General features: G+C 40.5%; 19 protein-coding genes and 3 pseudogenes. 7 read left to right on the forward strand and 15 right to left on the reverse strand.

All coding sequences use genetic code 11. From position 1 onward, the window contains the following. Positions 1 to 3 precede the first annotated feature (3 nt). Positions 4 to 648 carry a YitT family protein gene (locus tag TCA2_RS11835; protein WP_047911812.1) on the reverse strand — a complete coding sequence of 215 codons (645 nt, stop codon included), beginning with the start codon at positions 646 to 648 and terminating at the stop codon, positions 4 to 6. Further along, the gene (locus tag TCA2_RS11840) at positions 645 to 1346 is read right to left on the reverse strand and encodes a YjjG family noncanonical pyrimidine nucleotidase (RefSeq protein WP_047911813.1); all 702 of its coding nucleotides are present in this window, start codon (positions 1344 to 1346) and stop codon (positions 645 to 647) included. The genes TCA2_RS11835 and TCA2_RS11840 overlap by 4 nt, the downstream gene beginning before the upstream one ends. Before the next feature lie 77 nt (positions 1347 to 1423). Here TCA2_RS11840 and yeiL point away from each other — a divergent pair, with 77 nt between their 5' ends. Continuing rightward, the gene (gene yeiL / locus TCA2_RS11845; RefSeq protein ID WP_052511937.1) at positions 1424 to 2095 is read left to right on the forward strand and encodes a transcriptional regulator YeiL; all 672 of its coding nucleotides are present in this window, start codon (positions 1424 to 1426) and stop codon (positions 2093 to 2095) included. A gap of 57 nt (positions 2096 to 2152) precedes the next feature. On the opposite strand, the gene TCA2_RS11850 is transcribed toward yeiL, so the two are convergent. Both TCA2_RS11850 and pdxS read right to left on the reverse strand, forming a co-directional pair. Then, complete coding sequence (locus TCA2_RS11850) at positions 2153 to 2536, reverse strand: MarR family winged helix-turn-helix transcriptional regulator (RefSeq protein WP_047911814.1); 384 nt, start codon at positions 2534 to 2536, stop codon at positions 2153 to 2155. A 284-nt stretch (positions 2537 to 2820) separates the two neighbouring features. Next, positions 2821 to 3702: a pyridoxal 5'-phosphate synthase lyase subunit PdxS gene (pdxS, locus tag TCA2_RS11855; protein ID WP_047911815.1), complete on the reverse strand. Its 882-nt coding sequence runs from the start codon at positions 3700 to 3702 to the stop codon at positions 2821 to 2823. Positions 3703 to 3863: 161 nt separating this feature from the next. On the opposite strand from pdxS, the gene TCA2_RS11860 reads away from it, so the two are divergent. After that, the gene (locus TCA2_RS11860) at positions 3864 to 5342 is read left to right on the forward strand and encodes a PLP-dependent aminotransferase family protein (RefSeq protein ID WP_047911816.1); all 1479 of its coding nucleotides are present in this window, start codon (positions 3864 to 3866) and stop codon (positions 5340 to 5342) included. Positions 5343 to 5419: 77 nt separating this feature from the next. Here TCA2_RS11860 and TCA2_RS11865 read toward each other — a convergent pair whose 3' ends face one another. The 6 genes from TCA2_RS11865 to TCA2_RS11890 all read right to left on the reverse strand — a co-directional run bounded on the left by TCA2_RS11865 (position 5420) and on the right by TCA2_RS11890 (position 10557). Then, positions 5420 to 5680, reverse strand: a complete 261-nt coding sequence (locus TCA2_RS11865; protein ID WP_047911817.1) for a hypothetical protein — start codon at positions 5678 to 5680, stop codon at positions 5420 to 5422. Between the two features lie 958 nt (positions 5681 to 6638). Then, the gene (locus TCA2_RS11870) at positions 6639 to 7700 is read right to left on the reverse strand and encodes a suppressor of fused domain protein (protein ID WP_047911818.1); all 1062 of its coding nucleotides are present in this window, start codon (positions 7698 to 7700) and stop codon (positions 6639 to 6641) included. Positions 7701 to 7998: 298 nt separating this feature from the next. After that, positions 7999 to 8358: a GNAT family N-acetyltransferase gene (locus tag TCA2_RS26640; protein WP_238546362.1), complete on the reverse strand. Its 360-nt coding sequence runs from the start codon at positions 8356 to 8358 to the stop codon at positions 7999 to 8001. Between the two features lie 33 nt (positions 8359 to 8391). Continuing rightward, complete coding sequence (locus TCA2_RS11880; RefSeq protein WP_052511941.1) at positions 8392 to 8898, reverse strand: riboflavin kinase; 507 nt, start codon at positions 8896 to 8898, stop codon at positions 8392 to 8394. Positions 8899 to 8912: 14 nt separating this feature from the next. Continuing rightward, positions 8913 to 9479, reverse strand: coding sequence for an NADPH-dependent FMN reductase (locus tag TCA2_RS11885; protein WP_047911819.1), 567 nt, complete (start codon positions 9477 to 9479; stop codon positions 8913 to 8915). A 19-nt stretch (positions 9480 to 9498) separates the two neighbouring features. After that, complete coding sequence (locus TCA2_RS11890) at positions 9499 to 10557, reverse strand: LLM class flavin-dependent oxidoreductase (protein ID WP_047911820.1); 1059 nt, start codon at positions 10555 to 10557, stop codon at positions 9499 to 9501. Between the two features lie 221 nt (positions 10558 to 10778). On the opposite strand from TCA2_RS11890, the pseudogene TCA2_RS26645 reads away from it, so the two are divergent. Beyond that, positions 10779 to 12134 (forward strand): annotated as a pseudogene (locus TCA2_RS26645) (IS3 family transposase). Between the two features lie 238 nt (positions 12135 to 12372). Continuing rightward, positions 12373 to 12930: an NAD(P)H-dependent oxidoreductase gene (locus TCA2_RS11905; protein WP_047911821.1), complete on the forward strand. Its 558-nt coding sequence runs from the start codon at positions 12373 to 12375 to the stop codon at positions 12928 to 12930. 21 nt (positions 12931 to 12951) lie between these two features. On the opposite strand, the pseudogene TCA2_RS11910 reads toward TCA2_RS11905, so the two are convergent. Next, a pseudogene (locus TCA2_RS11910) lies at positions 12952 to 13161 on the reverse strand (winged helix-turn-helix transcriptional regulator); the annotation flags it as partial. A 20-nt stretch (positions 13162 to 13181) separates the two neighbouring features. Further along, positions 13182 to 13637, reverse strand: coding sequence for a DinB family protein (locus tag TCA2_RS11915; protein WP_047911822.1), 456 nt, complete (start codon positions 13635 to 13637; stop codon positions 13182 to 13184). Positions 13638 to 13799: 162 nt separating this feature from the next. Here TCA2_RS11915 and TCA2_RS26925 point away from each other — a divergent pair, with 162 nt between their 5' ends. From TCA2_RS26925 to TCA2_RS11930, 3 genes are read left to right on the forward strand one after another with little or no spacing between them, the layout of a single operon-like run. Continuing rightward, on the forward strand, positions 13800 to 14294 hold the full coding sequence (locus TCA2_RS26925) for a hypothetical protein (protein ID WP_047911823.1): 495 nt from the start codon (positions 13800 to 13802) through the stop codon (positions 14292 to 14294). Next, a complete protein-coding gene (locus tag TCA2_RS11925) occupies positions 14194 to 15297 on the forward strand; it encodes a sensor histidine kinase (RefSeq protein ID WP_081872456.1) in 1104 nt (367 codons plus the stop codon). The genes TCA2_RS26925 and TCA2_RS11925 overlap by 101 nt, the downstream gene beginning before the upstream one ends. Next, positions 15294 to 15893 carry a response regulator transcription factor gene (locus tag TCA2_RS11930; protein WP_081872458.1) on the forward strand — a complete coding sequence of 200 codons (600 nt, stop codon included), beginning with the start codon at positions 15294 to 15296 and terminating at the stop codon, positions 15891 to 15893. Before TCA2_RS11925 ends, TCA2_RS11930 begins: the two co-directional genes overlap by 4 nt. Before the next feature lie 148 nt (positions 15894 to 16041). Here the strand turns inward: TCA2_RS11930 and TCA2_RS11935 are convergent, their stop codons facing one another. From TCA2_RS11935 to TCA2_RS11945, 3 genes and pseudogenes are all read right to left on the reverse strand, one after another. Beyond that, the gene (locus TCA2_RS11935) at positions 16042 to 16578 is read right to left on the reverse strand and encodes a GrpB family protein (RefSeq protein ID WP_238546363.1); all 537 of its coding nucleotides are present in this window, start codon (positions 16576 to 16578) and stop codon (positions 16042 to 16044) included. Between the two features lie 225 nt (positions 16579 to 16803). Next, a pseudogene (locus TCA2_RS11940) lies at positions 16804 to 17572 on the reverse strand (nucleotidyltransferase domain-containing protein). 223 nt (positions 17573 to 17795) lie between these two features. After that, a complete protein-coding gene (locus TCA2_RS11945; RefSeq protein WP_047911824.1) occupies positions 17796 to 18119 on the reverse strand; it encodes a hypothetical protein in 324 nt (107 codons plus the stop codon). Positions 18120 to 18132 lie beyond the last annotated feature (13 nt).

The raw sequence follows: 18132 nt of genomic DNA on the forward strand, positions 1-18132 counted from the left end.
GGGCTAATTAGCGCTATATTCCCCTTTTTTTGGTTTCTGCTGATAGTTGGCAAATTTCAATCGTGTATAAGAAATAATGCCGGACAATAAGAAGAAGCTGATAATCGTTCCTTCACGGATATTGATTGGTAAACTGTATAGTAGTGATATTGTTATTGATATAACAATATAGAATAGATCGACACAATATCTATACTGAGAGAAAGAGCGTTTTGTTAATTCAGCTATTCGTAAACATAAACTTTCAATAGGAAAAGGAATAATATCTAATGATAGAATAATACCTGTTGATCCACCGGCTAGTATCAAACCGAAAATAAGAAGTCCGATTCTTACTAAATAATTTTCTACGTGAATCGTACCGAAAATAGTATAGAGGAAGAAATTAATAATCATTCCAAAGAACAAGATGGAAATGAACATCAAAGTGAATTTTTTATAATCCTTTTCTTCGCAAAGGAAGATATATCCGATTAGAAAAATGAGATTTGCAATGAATGTAATTGTACCAACTTTGATGGAAGTCCACTCAGATATAGATAAATTCATCGCATTAAAACTGCTTACTCCAACATCAGCTTTTAATGTAAGACTAATGCCAATAGCACTTACTATATAGAGTAGGATTGATGGAATTACTTTTTTCATGATTCTTCCTCTAATAAGTCCATTATTTGCATTAAATTTGTTATTGTATATGTGCTCTTTGGTGAACATGATTTAGGCATGCTTTTCTTAGGGTTAAACCACACACAATCTATTCCGACATTGATCGCTCCTTGAATATCTGATGTCAAACGATCACCTATCATTAGAACTTGTTCTTTGCGGCTTATATGCACGGCATCAAAAATATAGTAAAAGAAATGGGGATTCGGTTTTTCATAACCAATTTCTTCTGAGATAAAAAGTTGTTCAAAATATCCTCGTAGCTTGGCATCTTCTAATCTTTTTCTTTGAGTCTTTCCTACACCGTTTGTTCCAATGTATAATTTATAATCTTGCTTACTTAGAGCATTTAATAATTCATGTGCATGGGTAACGGCCAAATGACCTTGGTTTAAATGCTCTCGGTACATAGCTTCAACTTTTGCTCCGTTTTCATCTATATGAAATTCCTTCAAAAAAAGCGAAAACCGCGTTGTCAGCACTTCATCACGAGAAATCAAGCCTTCCTCTAATTGATGCCATAATCCATCATTAATGTACTTATAACATGCAATGGTTTGTTTGTTATAAGGTAACTCATACAGTGTAATAATTTGTTTTAAAGCCTTCTCTTCTGAATTATGAAAATCAAGTATCGTATCATCTAAGTCAAAAATAATATGTTTGTATTTGTTCATCCCTAACCACCTCTAGGTAGTAATATATCTAAAGTAAAAATATAATAATAGGAGATATCTCATATAGAGGTGATAAAATGGAGAAAATTAATTTAAAGGATTACGCTGAATATTTTGTGGATATATATAATGATATTCAAGAAACTTTTCCGAAAACAGCTTTACATCAGGCTTTTGTTTGTAAGTTTTCTGCTAATGAATATATAGTGCGCTTTGATGAAGATATTCAGTACCTATTTTTATTATTGGATGGGAAGGCAAAAATATATTTAGTACACGAAAATGGAAAACGTGCGCTGATTCAGTTTCTAAAGAAAGATGATTTTATTGGTGAATTATCTTTGATTGAGGTTGAAAAGAATTTAAAGGATGTTGTGGCTATAAATAACTGCACATGCTTAGCGGTTCCATTGGCTTCATCGAAAGAGCATCTGTTAAATGACAATCTTTTCCTCCATAATTTATCAAAATATTTAGGTAATAAATTACTTAAAAGAACTGATCATTATACAGCTATGCAGGATTATGAATTTAAAAATCGATTGGCAAAATATATTCTAGAAATAGAAAATAATGGATACTTTCAAGAGAAGCATACCGAAACAGCAGAATACGTGGGGGGAAGCTATCGACATCTATTATACACACTTAACCAATTTCGTGAAGAAGGAATATTAGAAAAACAAGGCAGGGAATATTTTATCATTAATAAAGAAAAGTTAGAAAGAATGAGTTCAAAAAAAGATTAATTTATTATATGTTCGATGAAAATAACGTATCAGATTGGATTCGTTGATTTAAATCAATTATAGAATTGAAGAATCGTCAGCATCCATAAAAGAGAAAACCTCATTTAAGTAACTGTTCATATTCTCATCAATCGTTGTAGCCACGAATTTCCCTTCGGTCGTAAGATGTAGAATATATACTCTACGATCCTCGGGATGTGTTGTTTTCTTGACTAAATTCTTTTTAATCAACGTTTGCACCTGACGGCTAAATGTAGTTATATCCATACCGAGTGAATCTGCAATCTGCTGCATAGATGGTTCATGCTGTCGATCAATTTCATAAAGAATATGGCTTTGGATCATTGATATTTCATTAGTCCCTACACTACAACAATCCTTATTCAGAAGGCCGAATCGGCGTGCAGTCACTTGTAGTAGTTCTCTCGGACTTTCTTCCATCTAAGCTCACCTCTTGCTTCAGTTTATATAATATATATTTGCATTTTACAAGTATATAATTCGAATTTCTCCATTTTTCTGTAAGTATCCGATTACCATCCTCCTTCATAAAAGGCGTTGAATATCGGTCTTGTCTTTGTTGTTGTGGTTTTCCTTCTTTTAATCGCTGCCGATCATGATCTAGATCCAAACATTGATTCTTTAGTGCATGTAGAAAAAACCCTCGGAAACGAGTTCCAAGGGTTTAGTTTGATTTTTGGTTATGCGTGACTCTAATTCTCCTCTTACCAACCGCGATCAGACATGCGTTCTGCTGCAGTCAGTTTAGAAATTTCAATCCCTTTCATAGGGGTACCCAAGTTCTTAGATACTTCGGCAATCAGTTTATAATCCGTATAATGTGTTGTGGCTTCAACGATGGCACGAGCAAACTTCTCAGGATTGTCCGATTTGAAAATACCAGATCCAACAAAGACTCCGTCTGCTCCCAAATGCATCATTAGTGCAGCATCTGCCGGAGTAGCAACACCGCCGGCTGCAAAGTTAACGACGGGAAGCTTACCATTCTCGTGAACTTCAAACAGAAGCTCGTAAGGCACACCCAGAACTTTAGCTTCAGCGTAGAGCTCATCCTTGGACATATTTTGCACTTTACGAATCTGACCGTTGATCAAACGCATATGGCGGACTGCTTCCACAATGTTACCCGTTCCTGGTTCACCTTTTGTACGAATCATGGATGCCCCTTCACCAATACGGCGAAGAGCCTCCCCCAAATCTTTGGCCCCACATACGAACGGTACAGTGAACTCCTGTTTATCAATATGGAATACTTCATCCGCAGGTGTAAGGACTTCACTTTCATCTAGATAGTCTACACCAAGGGATTCCAGTACTTTTGCTTCTATGTAATGACCGATACGCGCCTTAGCCATCACCGGGATAGTGACCACCTTCATAACCTCTTCAATGATCGTTGGATCTGCCATGCGAGCGACACCGCCCGCTGCGCGAATATCGGAAGGAACGCGCTCAAGAGCCATAACAGCAGTTGCCCCTGCCGCTTCTGCGATTTTTGCTTGCTCTGCATTCATAACGTCCATGATGACGCCGCCTTTTTGCATTTCAGCCATCCCTCTTTTGACACGATCTGTACCTGTTCTCATAACTTCTATTCCCCCTATACCATGTTTAACAATCTAATCGCAGCTTTTTTCAGTTCTTGATTGACTTGAATCTATGGATTAATATAAAGGGGAAACTGACAATTAAAAAGATCCAATAATTTATAATTTCATTGTACCACTTTCTTAATTACGGAGGTCATATGCAATTTCATGCAGCTTATAGCTCATATTTAAACCGCCATTATACCAAGATGAAGGCTCTGTATCATGCCATTCGTGAAGCTATTCATGAGGGGAATCTCTTGCACGGTGAGAAGATGCCATCTACACGAGAATTAGCTGCAACGTATCAAATTTCTCGAGGAACCGTGAATCAAGTCTATGATATGTTAACTTCTCAAGGTTATCTTCATTCACAGCATGGAAGAGGTACCTTTGTTGCTTATCAAAGTGAGTTTAACAAGGAGGAGAATACAACCCAATATAGCACGCAGCACTTATCCGCTTGGGGAAATCGTATAGAGCAGCTTGTGCAAACAACACCTCAAAGACATACACAATCAACAGTTACCCGCTTAACAAGTGAAGCATTAATTGACTTTAGCAAATATCAGCCCGATTTGACCAAATTTCCTTACGATGAATGGAACAATCGACTGTATGCGGAGGTACGGCATCGAGAGCATTACTCCAATACAACATACGCAACTGTGGACTCGTTGGGAGAGCCAAAATTGAGAGAAGCGATTGCTGCCTACCTAAGAAGGATGAGGGGAATCCAAGTCGATTCGAATCAGATCGCTGTGACTGCAGGCTCCATGCAAGCTATAGCACTTCTTACGCAATTAATTGCAGATCCTGGTGATCATGTGGTGACAGAAAGCCCTTGTTACGTCGGAATTTCTCAGGCTGTATTGGCTACGGGTGCGAAGTTGATTGAAGCCAATCTTGATGGTCAAGGAATTGTTCCTCAAGATTGGGATGCTCGTATGTTATTTGTCACGCCATCCAGGCAATTTCCTACTGGTGAAATGCTTAGCCTTGAACGCAGACGAACCTTGCTTGACTGGGCACATCGTCATGATGCTTTGATTGTTGAGGATGATTACGATAGTGAATTCAGATATCGCGGAATGCATGTAGAACCTCTGAAAACACTGGATAAAGATGGACACGTAATCTACATTGGCAGCTTTACCAAAACATTACCATTTGAAGTGCGACTTGGTTATGTCGTTCTTCTTCCATCATTGTCTGATACGTTTAGAAAAGCTCAAGCATTATATGAACCTAGACCAGTAAATTTATTAGAGCAGCGAGCTTTAGCAGCATTTATGACAAGTGGTCAATATGAGCGGCATCTGCGTAGGATGAATCGCTTGTATAGTCGCAAATTTCATCTGTTACTTAAACTATTAAAACAGGAGCTCTCCACTTGGTTTGATTGGGTGGAAAACGAAGCGGGACTTCACGTTTTTGGTTGGTGGAAAGGGGATTCCTCGAGTTATTATACCTTCCGGACTTTAGCAAGAACAGAAGGGGTTATATACTCGGAAGTCAGTACTTCCACAGCTCTAAGCACGAAACATGGTATTTATTTATCTTTTGCACATTTATCTGATCCTGAATTAAAAGAAGGCGTATTAAGATTAAGAAATGCCACACGATCTCATGTATGAGGTAATGTGGCATCGTATCGCATAATTGTTTTGCTGTGTTTGTGTCTCGATATGAGATTGTAGAGGGGGATATAAAACTAAAAATCCGCAAATTTGCGACTAGAACGACCAACTGAAAGTAGCTCTGGTTTTTCATTCGTTACTGGATCAAAATTTAGAAACTCTACTTTTGTTGCGCAAGCATAATTCTTTGTGTTTAACATCATTTCTACCTTATCTTTAAAAGGCCGATCCAACAGTTTAACTACAGCGATATCCCCTTCTCTATATTTAGTCGCTGAGTAATGAATAAGAAAGTATTCTTTTTCAAATCGGTATTCAATAGGATAGCCTGACATTATACACCTCTCCAGAATCTTCTTCTCTGATCTCAATCTATTCAATATGGATAAACTAAATTATTGTTCTAATGAACGACTATAATACCCCGCTCGGGAAAGGATCGGATCAGCGCGTGAAGTTCCTGCATTCCCCGTAGGACAAAACTCTGCAGGCTCTATCCTGATCCTCCGATCGTCCGTTTCGGGAGCAAATGAGGGGCTATAGGTTTCTTCTTCACACTAAAAAAGCGGCCGATGAAGCTGCTCCAAAGTACATTCTTATAACCAATCCCAATATTTATACTATAAATCGATCTAACCATGTTTGAAAGTCGCAATTCAAACTTCTCATATATTCTACAGGCGAATAACAATATTTCACATACATGTAGGTTGGTTTGCCCTCTTCTGCTTCTTGTAGATTCATGAAAATGTAATCTTGTAAAATATAAGCGACATTTAGAAGTTCAGGTTTCCCATAGTTTGAGTTAATAATTTCTTTCTGTGTTAACACTTCATCTAAGACATATATATCATTTTCAGAGCCAAATTGAGGATGCTCAAAAAGTCGACAACCATCAGTAGTACTCAGAAAATCTTCGTTATCAAGAGGCAGCTTAAATTCTAGGTTGACAAAAGCTTTGAAGCGATTATATCAGGACTTACAGGGCTATTGAACTTAAAAGTGTACGTGGGCTAACGGTCGAACGATGATAAGTTACTCTTCGTTTAACTTGATATATTAAAAGTATAAACAAGCCTGTCTATGTATAAAGACAGGCTTGTTTAAGTGTTTTTAAGTTATTCAGTTTTACTGCAGAATGCCGTCCGACAGTGAATGGGAAAGATTAAACAGAGGCTCATTTAAGTCCATAATACCGATGCAGACAAGCCCTTAACAAGCAATAAAGCCTCTTAACAGTCATTCTGCTGACCTTTAAGAAGCCCTATTCTTAGCCTTAATATAAGTTAACTTTTAACCAATCGTCTCTACCACATTGTCTTGCTGGTCTTTAATATACGTTTTGGCTACCTGAACGGTTAGACCCTTAAAGGCGGATAGCTTAATAAGCTCCTCCTTCGGCCGCAGCTTGCTTGACAGCTCGGCAACGGTTGTCGCATCCAGTACGATACGAATGTGCTCCGGACCTTCTTCAATCACCGGATTATCTCCCGGCTCTAATGCTACCCGAACGTTCGGACCTGAGAGATACAGAGGGTTTTGCTTCAAAATGCGGCCCGAAAGCATCTTGCCGATAATCTCTGCCTGCTTGGCGCCAAGCGTAAGCACCGCCGGCGATTTTCTTAACAGTCGTTTCACGGGCGGCTCCCAGCCTAATTGGCTGACATACAGGAAGCCCGTATTCGACCCGTCACGCTTCAAGCCTTCCTCCACCGCTGTGGCAACCGCAGGCAGCATCAGCAAAGATGAGCGCTCTAGATCCGTTATATAGTAAGGCATATATGGCTCGCAGATTTTCAGCATGGCATGCGAATTCCACGTCTGCATCGCATCTCGTTCATCCCCTGTAATGCCAATCATTTGAATAAACTCCATACGCCCATTTGGCGTTTCTATCGAAGGCAGCTCCGGATCCTCCGTATAGCATAGCGCTGTAAGCTTTGTATCCGAACCCAAGCAGATTGGACCATTGGTATCCAAGTAATCGCCCGACTGGAATCGGTTTCCGCTTTTGTATATATACCTTCCCATGTTTTGCAGTAGGTCAATAGCCCATGCCGGAGGCTGCTCCTCCGTCTCGCTGCGCTTCAGCCTGAAGGTCAGCTCAAAGCCGAAACCGCTATGCTCCTTATCCTCCTTCTCCTTGCCGTACAGCTCCGTGAATCCAAAAGTCACCATATGCCAATGCGGCGCAGGATGGTCCGCTTTATATACACTGATGCCGTCCAGCGGATCACCTCCGAACATAGCAGGCAGCGACGAGCCGTAGTGCATAGGCATCTGACTTCCGTATAGCTTGGTCATCGCATCTTCAATGGCATCCCATCCTGGGGCCATATCTTCTTCCTCTTTCATCCGTATTCCTCCTCAAATCTGTCCCTCATTAAAATGAATATAACATACAGAAACCGATTAGTTATATACCTAATCGCTGATCGGAACATGTTTTTGTCCCTCCATACCTTTTCCAGTACCCAAATTCCATTTTTTAAGGAGTGAATTGGAATATCTATTGATTATGCTATTGATTAATTACTCTACTCGTTGCGCAGCAATCGGTAAACAACTCTATCTTTTATTTGACCATTGTGCCAAACAAGCGATTTGAATTCGGCCTCCTTAATCATCACTTTTTCAGAGGCAATGTTTTCTTTCAAGCATCCGCATGAGATTCTAAAACATTATTTTCTTCGAATGCAAAACGTATAACTTCTTCTAATGCCTCTGAAGTGTACCCTTTTCCCCAAAACAGTGGTTTGATAAAATAGCCCACCTCTAAGATTTTTCCGAGTGGAGTAATTTCGTTTACTGTATATCCTATTTCCCCAATGTGAGTGCTCAAAAATTTATCTTCAATACGAAAAAAGTACATTTTTCTATCTGTTTCTTTGCTTTGAGAAATGGACTTTTTAAGATTACTTTCCGACTCTGCTAATGCCCTGACTACTGAGATTGAAGAGTATGATATAATCCAGTCGATTTCGTGAATGAAAACCCGTCTTCCACTTCGCAATCGTATTAGCAGATTCTTCATAATTTCATTGATTTATTCAGTGTTTCTATGGCTAAAGTAATGTCTCGCGTGATTTTCATCTAGCTTCATTTGCTTCATTAACTGATCAAGATTTTCAAATGTTATTTCTTTCCTCACATATTTTAAGAATTCAAGTAATACCTTTCGCCCATACAAATCGCCTGAATAGTCTAATAAAAAGGCTTCAATAAAATAAGATTCTCCACCCACAGTAGGACGGTTGCCAGCGCTTATTATGGCGTTATATTGCTCAGTCTCCCGATCTCCTTCTAATATTACTGAAGTCCCGAAATAGATTCCGGGTTTTGGAGATACATAGAGGTCAGCTTCCCCTCCAAGATTTATGGTTGGATAGCCTAGCGTTCTTCCCAGTGCTTGACCATGTACCACGGTCCCCTTAATAGTATATGGGTGTCCATACAGTTGTGTAATTCTCTCCATATCTCCCTGTATTACTAACTCACTAACGAATCTGTTGTCAGGAGTCAGGGACTCAGCCGTAATCTCCTTATTAGTCATCATCATTGGCTCCTTTAAAATCCATATTTCGCTTCTTCAGCCTCTAGGATCTTAGTGTAAGTCTCCGCTAATACGAAGGTATCTTCCACTAAGCGGTCTATACGAAATAAGACATCATCATTCACAATCTCTTTGCGAAGGAAATCCTTTTCTTCAATAAAAACATAGGTTGATACCATTTGAGCTTTCATGAAAGTCAAAATGGGCTTTAATTGTTGTTCTGCAACGAGAAAGTGTCGCTGAGAGCCTGCCGTAATGATCATGCTTATTACCTTCCCTTGGAAGGCTTTTTCAGGTGCCAAATCAAATATATTTTTCAGTGTCGCTGGAATGGAGGCTTGGAAAATAGGAGTTCCAATCACAATCACATCTGCCTCCATAACGGTTTGAATGACGAATTTCGTGTCTCCTTCATACTCCATATAATTCCGTCCATCACTGAATTGAACATCAAAGAGAGCCAGATCTAATAATGTAACATCAGCATCCGGATACTTATTGTGAATCGAGTTTACGGTGTAATTCATAGCGATTCTGGTTTTGGAGCCGATCTTCGAACCGGACAATACGACAACTTTCATACTACTGACCTCCAATGTCTTATTTTTTAACTGTATGCTTCTTTATCGCTGGTAAAATTTCATTGCCAATGATATCGATGTTCTTCATTAAGTTCTTAAAAGGAACTCCACCAAAATCCATTTGCGCAATATATCTCTGATGCCCAAAGAGTTCGTGCTGGTATAGGATCTTCTCAATGATTTCTTGTGGGCTGCCAATATTCATAACATCACGGGAGTCAGCTCCTTGTGCAAATGCCTGTTTTGGAAACCCACGTCCATTGGTTAATTTCATTCCCTCATTAATATAAGGATAATAGGCTCTTTGGGCCTTTTGCGTCGTTTCATCTACATAAAAGAAACCGGCGGTTGCTACAGGTAATTTCGACGGATCATGTCCATTTTGACGTGCAGCTTCTCGATAAGCATCGATTGATCTTTTAAATAACACTGCAGGTCCTCCGAGATGAGCCAAAAACATAGGTACTCCTGCAACACCTGCTTTAATTGCACTGGCAGGGGTTCCCCCTACGGCTCTCCATATAGGTAGATAGCCTTCTTCAGGTCGCGGGAGAATTCTTGCTTGGTTAAGAGGAGCACGATATTCGCCTTTCCAATTCAGCACTTCATTCTCGTTTATCTTCAATAACAAATCAAACTTTTCTTCGAATAACTCCTCATAATCGTTGAGATCATATCCTAATAACTGATATAACCCTACTCGAGAAGCACGACCTGCAATGATCTCAGATCGGCCATTCGATATAAGATCAATCGTTGCAAAATCTTCGTACACCCTGACTGGATCAGAGGTGCTTATTATTGTAGATGAGCTGCCTATTTTCATTGTAGTTGTAGCCTGTGCTATGGCTGCCAGGACAACACTGTGGGCCTGAGTTGCAAAATATTCCTGATGGCTCTCTCCAACACTAAAAAATTCAATGCCTGCTTGTTCTGCAAGCTTCGCCAATTCAATGATTTCCTGTATACGCTGTTTGGCAGATATCCGCTTACCCGTTTCAGGATTAGCTAAATGATCCCCCAATGTATATAGTCCAAACTCTAAACCGTTGTTTGTATCAATCCGGTATTGTTCCATATGTTCATCCTCTTTTCTCCGCTCTTGTGAAATCTATGTTCTATTAATAAATCTTTGTTAATGTATTTTTGTTAGTTACTATATTAAGTATATTTAATGATGCAACTCCTGTCAACTTTGATGCTGGGACAAGAACTTGTGTCGATAAAATAAAAAAGCCGCTAAAATGAACTGCACCCCAATTGTTAGACACACTCTAACAGTTGGAGGTGCATTTTTTTATGACTAAGTTTACTGGCGATAAAAAATTGGCGATAGTTCAAGGGTATAACGCTGAACATTTATCGCAAACAGAATACTCAAATCAAATGGGAGTTACCAAGTCTCAATTTCAATATTGGTTGAAGCTCTATGAGATGCATGGTGTGTCTGTCTTTACTAACGGCTATACAAATTATTCGACAAGCTTTAAACTGGACGTACTCAATTATATGGCTCAATCCAACGCCTCTCTCATGGATACCGCTGCTCTGTTTAAGCTCCCGGACTTCTCCATGTTGTATTCCTGGCAGAGAAAGATGGAGACAGGCGGTCTAGAAGCCCTTGAGCCAAAAAAGAAGGGGCGTCTATCCATGAAAAAAATCCTAATTCGTCTACCAAACGATCCGTAGTTGAAAGGTCTGTGGAAGCACTCGAAGAGCGTATCAAGCAGCTTGAAATGGAAAATGAGTATCTAAAAAAGTTGAATGCCTTAGTTCGAAACAAGGAAAAGTCACCAAACAGGACAAAGCACAAGTTGTCTGGGAGCTAAGGCATAAATATCCGGTGGTGGCACTCATACAGCTGGCTGGTATTCCGCGCAGCACCTATTACAACCTTATAAAAAGAATGAGTCAACCCGATTCGAATGCTGATTTAGAATCTGAAATCCAGTCCATTTACATGGAGCATGAGGGTCGTTACGGATATCGCCGTATTCGTGATGAACTGGAAATTCGCGGAAGGAAAGTAAGCCACAAAAAGATTCAGCAGCTTATGAAGAAGATGGGCCTTAAATGCCTGGTGCGCATGAAAAAGTATAAGTCATATAAAGGGACAGTCGGCAAGACTGCACCGAATCATCTGGATCGCCAGTTCACGGCTGAGGCGCCAAAAATGAGAAGTGGGTGACGGACATCACGGAGTTTAAGTTATTTGGAGAAAAGCTGTATCTTTCCCCCATTTTGGACTTATTCAACGGAGAGATTATCACCTATACCATCGGTTCACGATCAACCTATTCTCTGGTATCTGAGATGCTTGATACAGGACTGAAGCGTCTGCCGGAGAAGCACCGTCTTCTCCTTCATTCAGATCAAGGATGGCATTACCAAATGAAGACGTATTGCCATGTGCTGAAGTCGAGAGGCATTCTTCAAAGCATGTCACGAAGAGGGAATTGTTATGACAACGCCGTCATTGAGAATTTCTTTGGCATTCTCAAGTCGGAGTTTTTATACTACAAAAAGTTTGAAAGTGTAGAGCATTTCAAGAAGGAACTGGAAAAATACATTAAATACTACAATACCAAACGGTTGAAGGCAAAAATCAAAATGAGTCCGGTACAGTACCGAACTCATTTTGAGAAAGCTGCCTGAAGAAATAACCGTGTCTAACTTTTGGGGGTCACTTCATTTCCGCGACTTATTTGCTGCACCAAGTTCTTCTTCGCCTTAACGCTGTTGAGCATAATAAGCTGAACTCTGGCCTGAGTCCTCCTATTTTTATCAGTTCTTGTAAAGCCGCCGGTTACCTTTTGGTAAGTACCTGAAAAAAATGTGCGTACTTATAATTTGAGGCAATCGCCATTATACTCATGAATAAAGGAGGGGTCACATGAAAACCCTGGTGATTGTAACGCACCCAAACTTAGAAACGTCAACGATTAATAAACGGCTGGTAGAAGAATTAAATAAGTTTCCGGAGAAGTATACCGTCCATGATTTGTACAAGACATACCCCGACGGGAACATTGATGTAAAGAGCGAACAGAGATTGGTAGAATCGCATGCAAATCTAGTATTTCAGTTCCCGATCTTCTGGTTCAATTGCCCGCCACTGTTGAAAAAATGGCTTGATGATGTATTGACTTACGGCTGGGGCTATGGTTCAAGCAGCGGTAACCAAATGAAACATCGAAAAGTCGCTCTAGCCGTGTCAACCGGGATAAGACGAGAGGAATATAGTTCTGACGGGAAATACAAATATTCGTTAGAGCAACTGCTAGCACCATTTGAAACAACGTTCCATTACTGCAATTCAGACTACCGCTCGTTCTTTGCTGTTTATGGTAAGGAGGGCGACGAAGCGTCAACAGTCGAAGACAATAGACCGACGACCAACCTATTGGAAGTGAGAGCACATGAATATCTTCGCTTTATAGACACTCTGTAAGGCATACACTCTTCAGGAGGTTTAATCAAGCCTCCTGTTTTTCTCTCCCCACTCACACATCATATGTAAAATTGGAATGATCGATTGCCCTAGTTCCGATAAGGAATATTCAACCTTCGGGGGAATTTGGGCATAATCTTTGCGGAGAATCAAGCCGTCCGCTTCGAGCTCTTTTAGCATCATACTTAACGTCTTGAAAGGAATGCCGTTAATTTTACGTAACATTTCATTGGGCCCTTTTCAACTCAGAATCAGTCGACATCGAGAATTTGCCGGAGATGATGATTCAGATGCTCGACATAATCATCCACTAGCCACAACAAGGTTCGGATCTCCCCATCCGGCAGCAGCACCTGACTTGAAGATAACGATTCTTCAGGGATAGAGGAAATGACTCTAAGAATAGAGAGATTTACACTCTCCCAGAGCGCCAGGACCTCCTCCACCGAAGCCGTTTCATAGCGTTGCGCCACAACCCAAGCATCTTGGTTATATGAAGTTACCGTATATCTTCCCGATGTATGCTGGGCGTCAATGAACCGAATCAAATTATGAATGGCCGAATCGCACAGATGACCCAGGATTTGCAGTCTGGACCATTTCCCTTCGGACCGTGGAACCCTCATATGCTCGCAGCCCAATTGTTCGATTTTTGCGGGAATTGCTTGGACGAACCCTTCAAGTCGGTCGATAGATCTCTTTTCCAAAACGATCTCTCCTTCGTGTCTAGTTATATACGTTATTATATTCGGGTATAATTCGCTGCCTGTCTAGGGCTGAGTCAAAAAAATGATATTTATAACTACATTCCGATTTTTGACGCTGATACACTAAGGTTGTAATCAAAACCTTATGAAGTGGGTGACGAAATGAACAGAATCTTTAAGGTTGGTATAAGTGTAGGATTCCTTTCCGGGATCATGTGTATTATTCTATATTATGTCTTGTGTGCGCTGCTGGATCTTCGGTTTGAACAGCTGAATCCCTTCTCAATCATGATTGCGTCAATCGTCGTCAATGTAATAGGCGCCTTTATTTATAACAAGATCCAGGATAGGACTTCTAAACCAAGGTTCTACTATGGGCTAGTCACCGTTCTGGGGGCACTACTTCTATCGCTGTATGACTGGGCTTATCCATCTGAACCCAATATTGCAGGGATTGCAAACACGCTTCATGCGCTAACAGCCTCCCTGTCGATTGCGTGGATTCCAACCTGGCTTACTAAGCGCGCTCTCCAAATTAAAACGATAGGAACGTGTTATGAATACGATTTCAAGAAAATGGCTTGCCTTCGTACCTCTGATTATACCGGCAGTCTATTTATATGGTTTCACACCGCTTCAAGAAGCATGGCTGGATAAATTCCTATTTTTGCTGCTTGCCTTCTGTTATTGGAGGAGCCTGCTATATACGAAGCACCGTGAGATAAATATCTGCATTCAGCTTATTGTCGTTTCCTACTTCATCCTTGTTCATACTCCATGGCATATGAGCTTCGGCTTTTACCCTTCCTTAGCCATGTCGATGCTTGTCTCGTATCGCAGAATTTCCTGTCTGGTCGGTTTCATGGCAGGCTGTTTTACAATCGCGGTCTGCCTGTCCGCTTACCTGTCTGACGAACCTCTTCGGTTCGAGTGGCTGCCCATCTCTATCGCATTGATCGTCCTTCCCTATGTGTCCAAACTGTACCAAGTCTCTTACGAGATGCAGATGAAGCTTACTCATGCCAGCGCAGAAAATGTGAAATATGCGGAGAGAGCACGCATTGCAAGAGATTTGCACGATACGCTGGGCCAGACGTTCTCCATGATTACTGTAAAGGGCGAGCTGGTGGAGAGACTCATTCGATCTAGTCCCAATGAGGCTCTAATTGAAGTCGGTGATATTCAGCGGATATCTAGGGCGGCCTTGCTGCAGGTCCGGGAAATGGTTAATGATATGCAATCCATCGATATCCGAGATGAACTTCATCGTGCTGTGCATATTCTTCAAACTGCCGGCATTGAGGCCGAAACGCACGTACGGATGGACGCGGAAAGAATGATGCCTATCGTACAGAATGTTCTTGGCATGTGCTTGCGGGAATGTATAACCAATGTCGTCAAACATAGCGGGGCAGGAAAATGTTCCATTCAGCTCCTGGAAGATAAGGAACGCTATTTGTTACTCACTTGTGACAATGGGATCGGCATCGCGAAGGGTCAGAATCAAACGGAGAAATGGGGTGCCGGTCTGCTGGGCATGAAGGAACGGTTATCTTTAATAGGAGGAACACTGGAACTGGATTCTGATGCTGAGAATCGCACGAAAGTGACGATTGCCATCCCTCATCACCGAACGCGGGCCAAGGAGGAAACAGGGTGAAGATTGTCATTGCAGAGGACCAAGGAATGTTAAGAAGCGCCATAAGCCGGCTCCTCGGTATGGAACCGGACATCGAAATCGTCGGAGAATCCGACAATGGCGAGCTAGCCTTGCAGCTGATCCGAAAGCTGTCGCCGGATATTGCCGTACTAGATATTGAAATGCCGCTATTAAGCGGACTGGACGTAGCTGAACAGCTTATGGCAGAGGGCAGTAAATGCCGGATCGCCATCGTGACGACTTTTGCCAAAAGCGGATATTATCAGCGAGCAATTCAAGCTGGAGTGATGGGGTATTTCCTAAAGGACGCCCCCGTATCGGAACTTGCCGTATCTTTACGCAAAATTTATAAGGGTAGTCGCGTATTCAGTCCACTCCTCACCTTCTCCATGAGCGAAGAACTGAATCCTTTAACGAATCGGGAGTCAGAGCTTCTATCCTATTTGAGAGCCGGATATTCGGTGAGCGAAATTAGCAAGCTATTATATTTGTCTCCCGCTACCATCCGTAATTACATCTCAGAGATCCTTCAGAAACTCGAGGCGAAGAATCGGATCGATGCCGTTGCAATTGCTCTAAACAAGGGTTGGATTTGAGCCTCGGAAGAACGTATAACCGAAAAAAGGAGCTGCACATGCAGTAATTGCTTCGAAGAAACGAAAGTGGATACCTATTGTAATGACTGCTTTACCATCTAAGATGAATGTAACTTTCCGAATAAGCAGTCTTTAATATTTTTTACTCTTACTGAATTCTTTCCTGCCACCACAATAATGCTCTCCTTTCCAAATCTTTTACAAATGCATCTTTACCAACACTATATCCTTCGATGTCTTTGGGAAATCGCTTGGCTAAATGTACTTTCAACTCTCCGTATTCTTGCACGTCCTTTAGATGCGATTTTAAATAATCCCGAACAGCGATATGGCGTTCGATCTCATATACATGATCAACTTGAAAAAAGTGCACCTGATGAGTCCTGTTTTCTCCTCCTTTACGAAAATATCTCCTTCCAGCCATCCCAAACTCTCCAAGGGGTTCATAACCGATATCAATCATCTTTGAATTAAATCCATCCACGTTCTCAATCTTGTTAACCACTGGCATGATATCAATGATTGGTTTAGCCTTGAGACCTGGCACCGCTGTGCTGCCAATATGATAAATTTCTAGGATTTCGCCTTCAAGAACTTTCCGGATCAATCTTGCTTCCTTTTGAAATTGATGAACCCAATTGGCATCATATTCTTTTACGACAATGTTCATTGCACGATTAGTCATCCTAACTCAACATCCTTTAACTATTTTTTCTTACTTTATTTTCATAATATCATAGGTGACAGAGATGCATTTCATTTAACTGGCTAATGTAGTGGCACAACCGATTTTAACATTGGTAGGTAGTTTACTTATGAGTTTTTATCTGAGCTAACCTGTTCGGGCGGCGTTGGACATTTTGAGTCTGGTCGCTGGCTGCTCAGAGTGACCAGAATTGTAAAAATTCTGTTAGCTGAAGGAAGTTCTGGAATCAGCCATTGCATTTAAGGCGTTCTCAAAATAGCTATATACTTCTTCTGCAATTCCCAGAAACTCTTCAACAGGTACATTACTATCCATGTAACATGCATACAGATATTCAACTAAAGCGGAGTCAATCTCACAATAGTTTAATATGGCATTCTTCATCTTAATAATGTCATCTTGCCATACACCTGTATCTTTCTAAAACCAAAGAATATAATGCACGAATTAATCTCTTAGAGTAACCTTTAATATATCTAGATTTCATTGTGTTATCACTAGCATTAGAAAGTGAACGATGTATACGAACTACTTCCTCCTTAGTCTCTGTATTTAAGTCTAAAATGAACTCTGGAGAAATAATGATCGGTGGTACTTTCTCGCCAACGTCATCACCATATAGGCAAACACAAATGATCTTAACCCAAAAACCCCACTCATTTGGTTTACTTAATACATCGTCGATCGAGCAAATGATCGTATCAATCTTAGTTATAACTGGATATCCTTCCAAAAGCCTGTCTTTAATAGCTGTCAATCTTTCGTAATCAATATCTTTGGGATTTTCACATACAATAGTAAAGTCTGCATCTGACTTAAAAGGTTTAGCAGTTCCTTTTGGAATCGAGCCACACATATAAATGCTATGAATCTTACCTTTAAATTCGGCAAGTATATGATCTATATACTTATCAACAAAATCCTTATATTCACTTTGTATTACAATTCTATTTATAACTTTTTCTAATATCAGATAGACTCCTCCTACACTAAGAACTTCTTCCGGCTAACGTCTTATCTACGAGCTTCGTAAATAACTTCATGTGTAGAGTATTCGCTAAGTCAATAAACTCTCCTGCATCACTGTTCTTGATTATAACCCCGTAAAAAAGACTGCACCCCAATAGTTAGATGATTTCTAACTATTGGGGTGCAGTTCACAGTAATTAGACTCCTATGTGATTCCTCTAGGATAACTAATCCCCTACTGCAATGATATGCTTCTTTTGTTGACAGGCAATATTGCATAATTTCATAAGTGATATAAAAAAGTTTATCATCTGCTCATTATCTCTATACACCAACTGCAACTCGGAACAAACGATCTTAAGATCTTCCACTTCGGAAGCCATAAAACATTTAACATCGAAGGGGTCTAGACTATACAATATTTTTGCAATCTCCGGTAAGTTTGCTTTGTCATTCCAAATGATACTATGAATATCTTCATCAAATTGTACTATCTCATAATTATTTACACACTCAGCTAAAGAATCTGCGACAAAAAAGGTTACTGCCAATTCATTCAACACC

The sequence above is a fragment of the Paenibacillus sp. TCA20 genome (assembly GCF_000732325.1).
Lineage (GTDB): Bacteria > Bacillota > Bacilli > Paenibacillales > Paenibacillaceae > Paenibacillus > Paenibacillus urinalis.

What these genes read in the sequence shown, in the direction of transcription:
- TCA2_RS11890 (WP_047911820.1), bottom strand. Translation starts at nt 10,557, where the DNA reads ATGGAACAATACCGGATTGATACAAACAACGGTTTAGAGTTTGGACTA.
- TCA2_RS11870 (WP_047911818.1), bottom strand. Translation starts at nt 7,700, where the DNA reads ATGAAAGAGGAAGAAGATATGGCCCCAGGATGGGATGCCATTGAAGAT.
- TCA2_RS11850 (WP_047911814.1), bottom strand. Translation starts at nt 2,536, where the DNA reads ATGGAAGAAAGTCCGAGAGAACTACTACAAGTGACTGCACGCCGATTC.
- TCA2_RS11880 (WP_052511941.1), bottom strand. Translation starts at nt 8,898, where the DNA reads ATGACTAATAAGGAGATTACGGCTGAGTCCCTGACTCCTGACAACAGA.
- TCA2_RS11935 (WP_238546363.1), bottom strand. Translation starts at nt 16,578, where the DNA reads ATGACTAATCGTGCAATGAACATTGTCGTAAAAGAATATGATGCCAAT.
- yeiL (WP_052511937.1), top strand. Translation starts at nt 1,424, where the DNA reads ATGGAGAAAATTAATTTAAAGGATTACGCTGAATATTTTGTGGATATA.
- pdxS (WP_047911815.1), bottom strand. Translation starts at nt 3,702, where the DNA reads ATGAGAACAGGTACAGATCGTGTCAAAAGAGGGATGGCTGAAATGCAA.
- TCA2_RS11865 (WP_047911817.1), bottom strand. Translation starts at nt 5,680, where the DNA reads ATGTCAGGCTATCCTATTGAATACCGATTTGAAAAAGAATACTTTCTT.
- TCA2_RS11860 (WP_047911816.1), top strand. Translation starts at nt 3,864, where the DNA reads ATGCAATTTCATGCAGCTTATAGCTCATATTTAAACCGCCATTATACC.
- TCA2_RS11835 (WP_047911812.1), bottom strand. Translation starts at nt 648, where the DNA reads ATGAAAAAAGTAATTCCATCAATCCTACTCTATATAGTAAGTGCTATT.
- TCA2_RS11885 (WP_047911819.1), bottom strand. Translation starts at nt 9,479, where the DNA reads ATGAAAGTTGTCGTATTGTCCGGTTCGAAGATCGGCTCCAAAACCAGA.
- TCA2_RS11925 (WP_081872456.1), top strand. Translation starts at nt 14,194, where the DNA reads ATGAATACGATTTCAAGAAAATGGCTTGCCTTCGTACCTCTGATTATA.
- TCA2_RS11905 (WP_047911821.1), top strand. Translation starts at nt 12,373, where the DNA reads ATGAAAACCCTGGTGATTGTAACGCACCCAAACTTAGAAACGTCAACG.
- TCA2_RS11840 (WP_047911813.1), bottom strand. Translation starts at nt 1,346, where the DNA reads ATGAACAAATACAAACATATTATTTTTGACTTAGATGATACGATACTT.
- TCA2_RS26925 (WP_047911823.1), top strand. Translation starts at nt 13,800, where the DNA reads ATGAACAGAATCTTTAAGGTTGGTATAAGTGTAGGATTCCTTTCCGGG.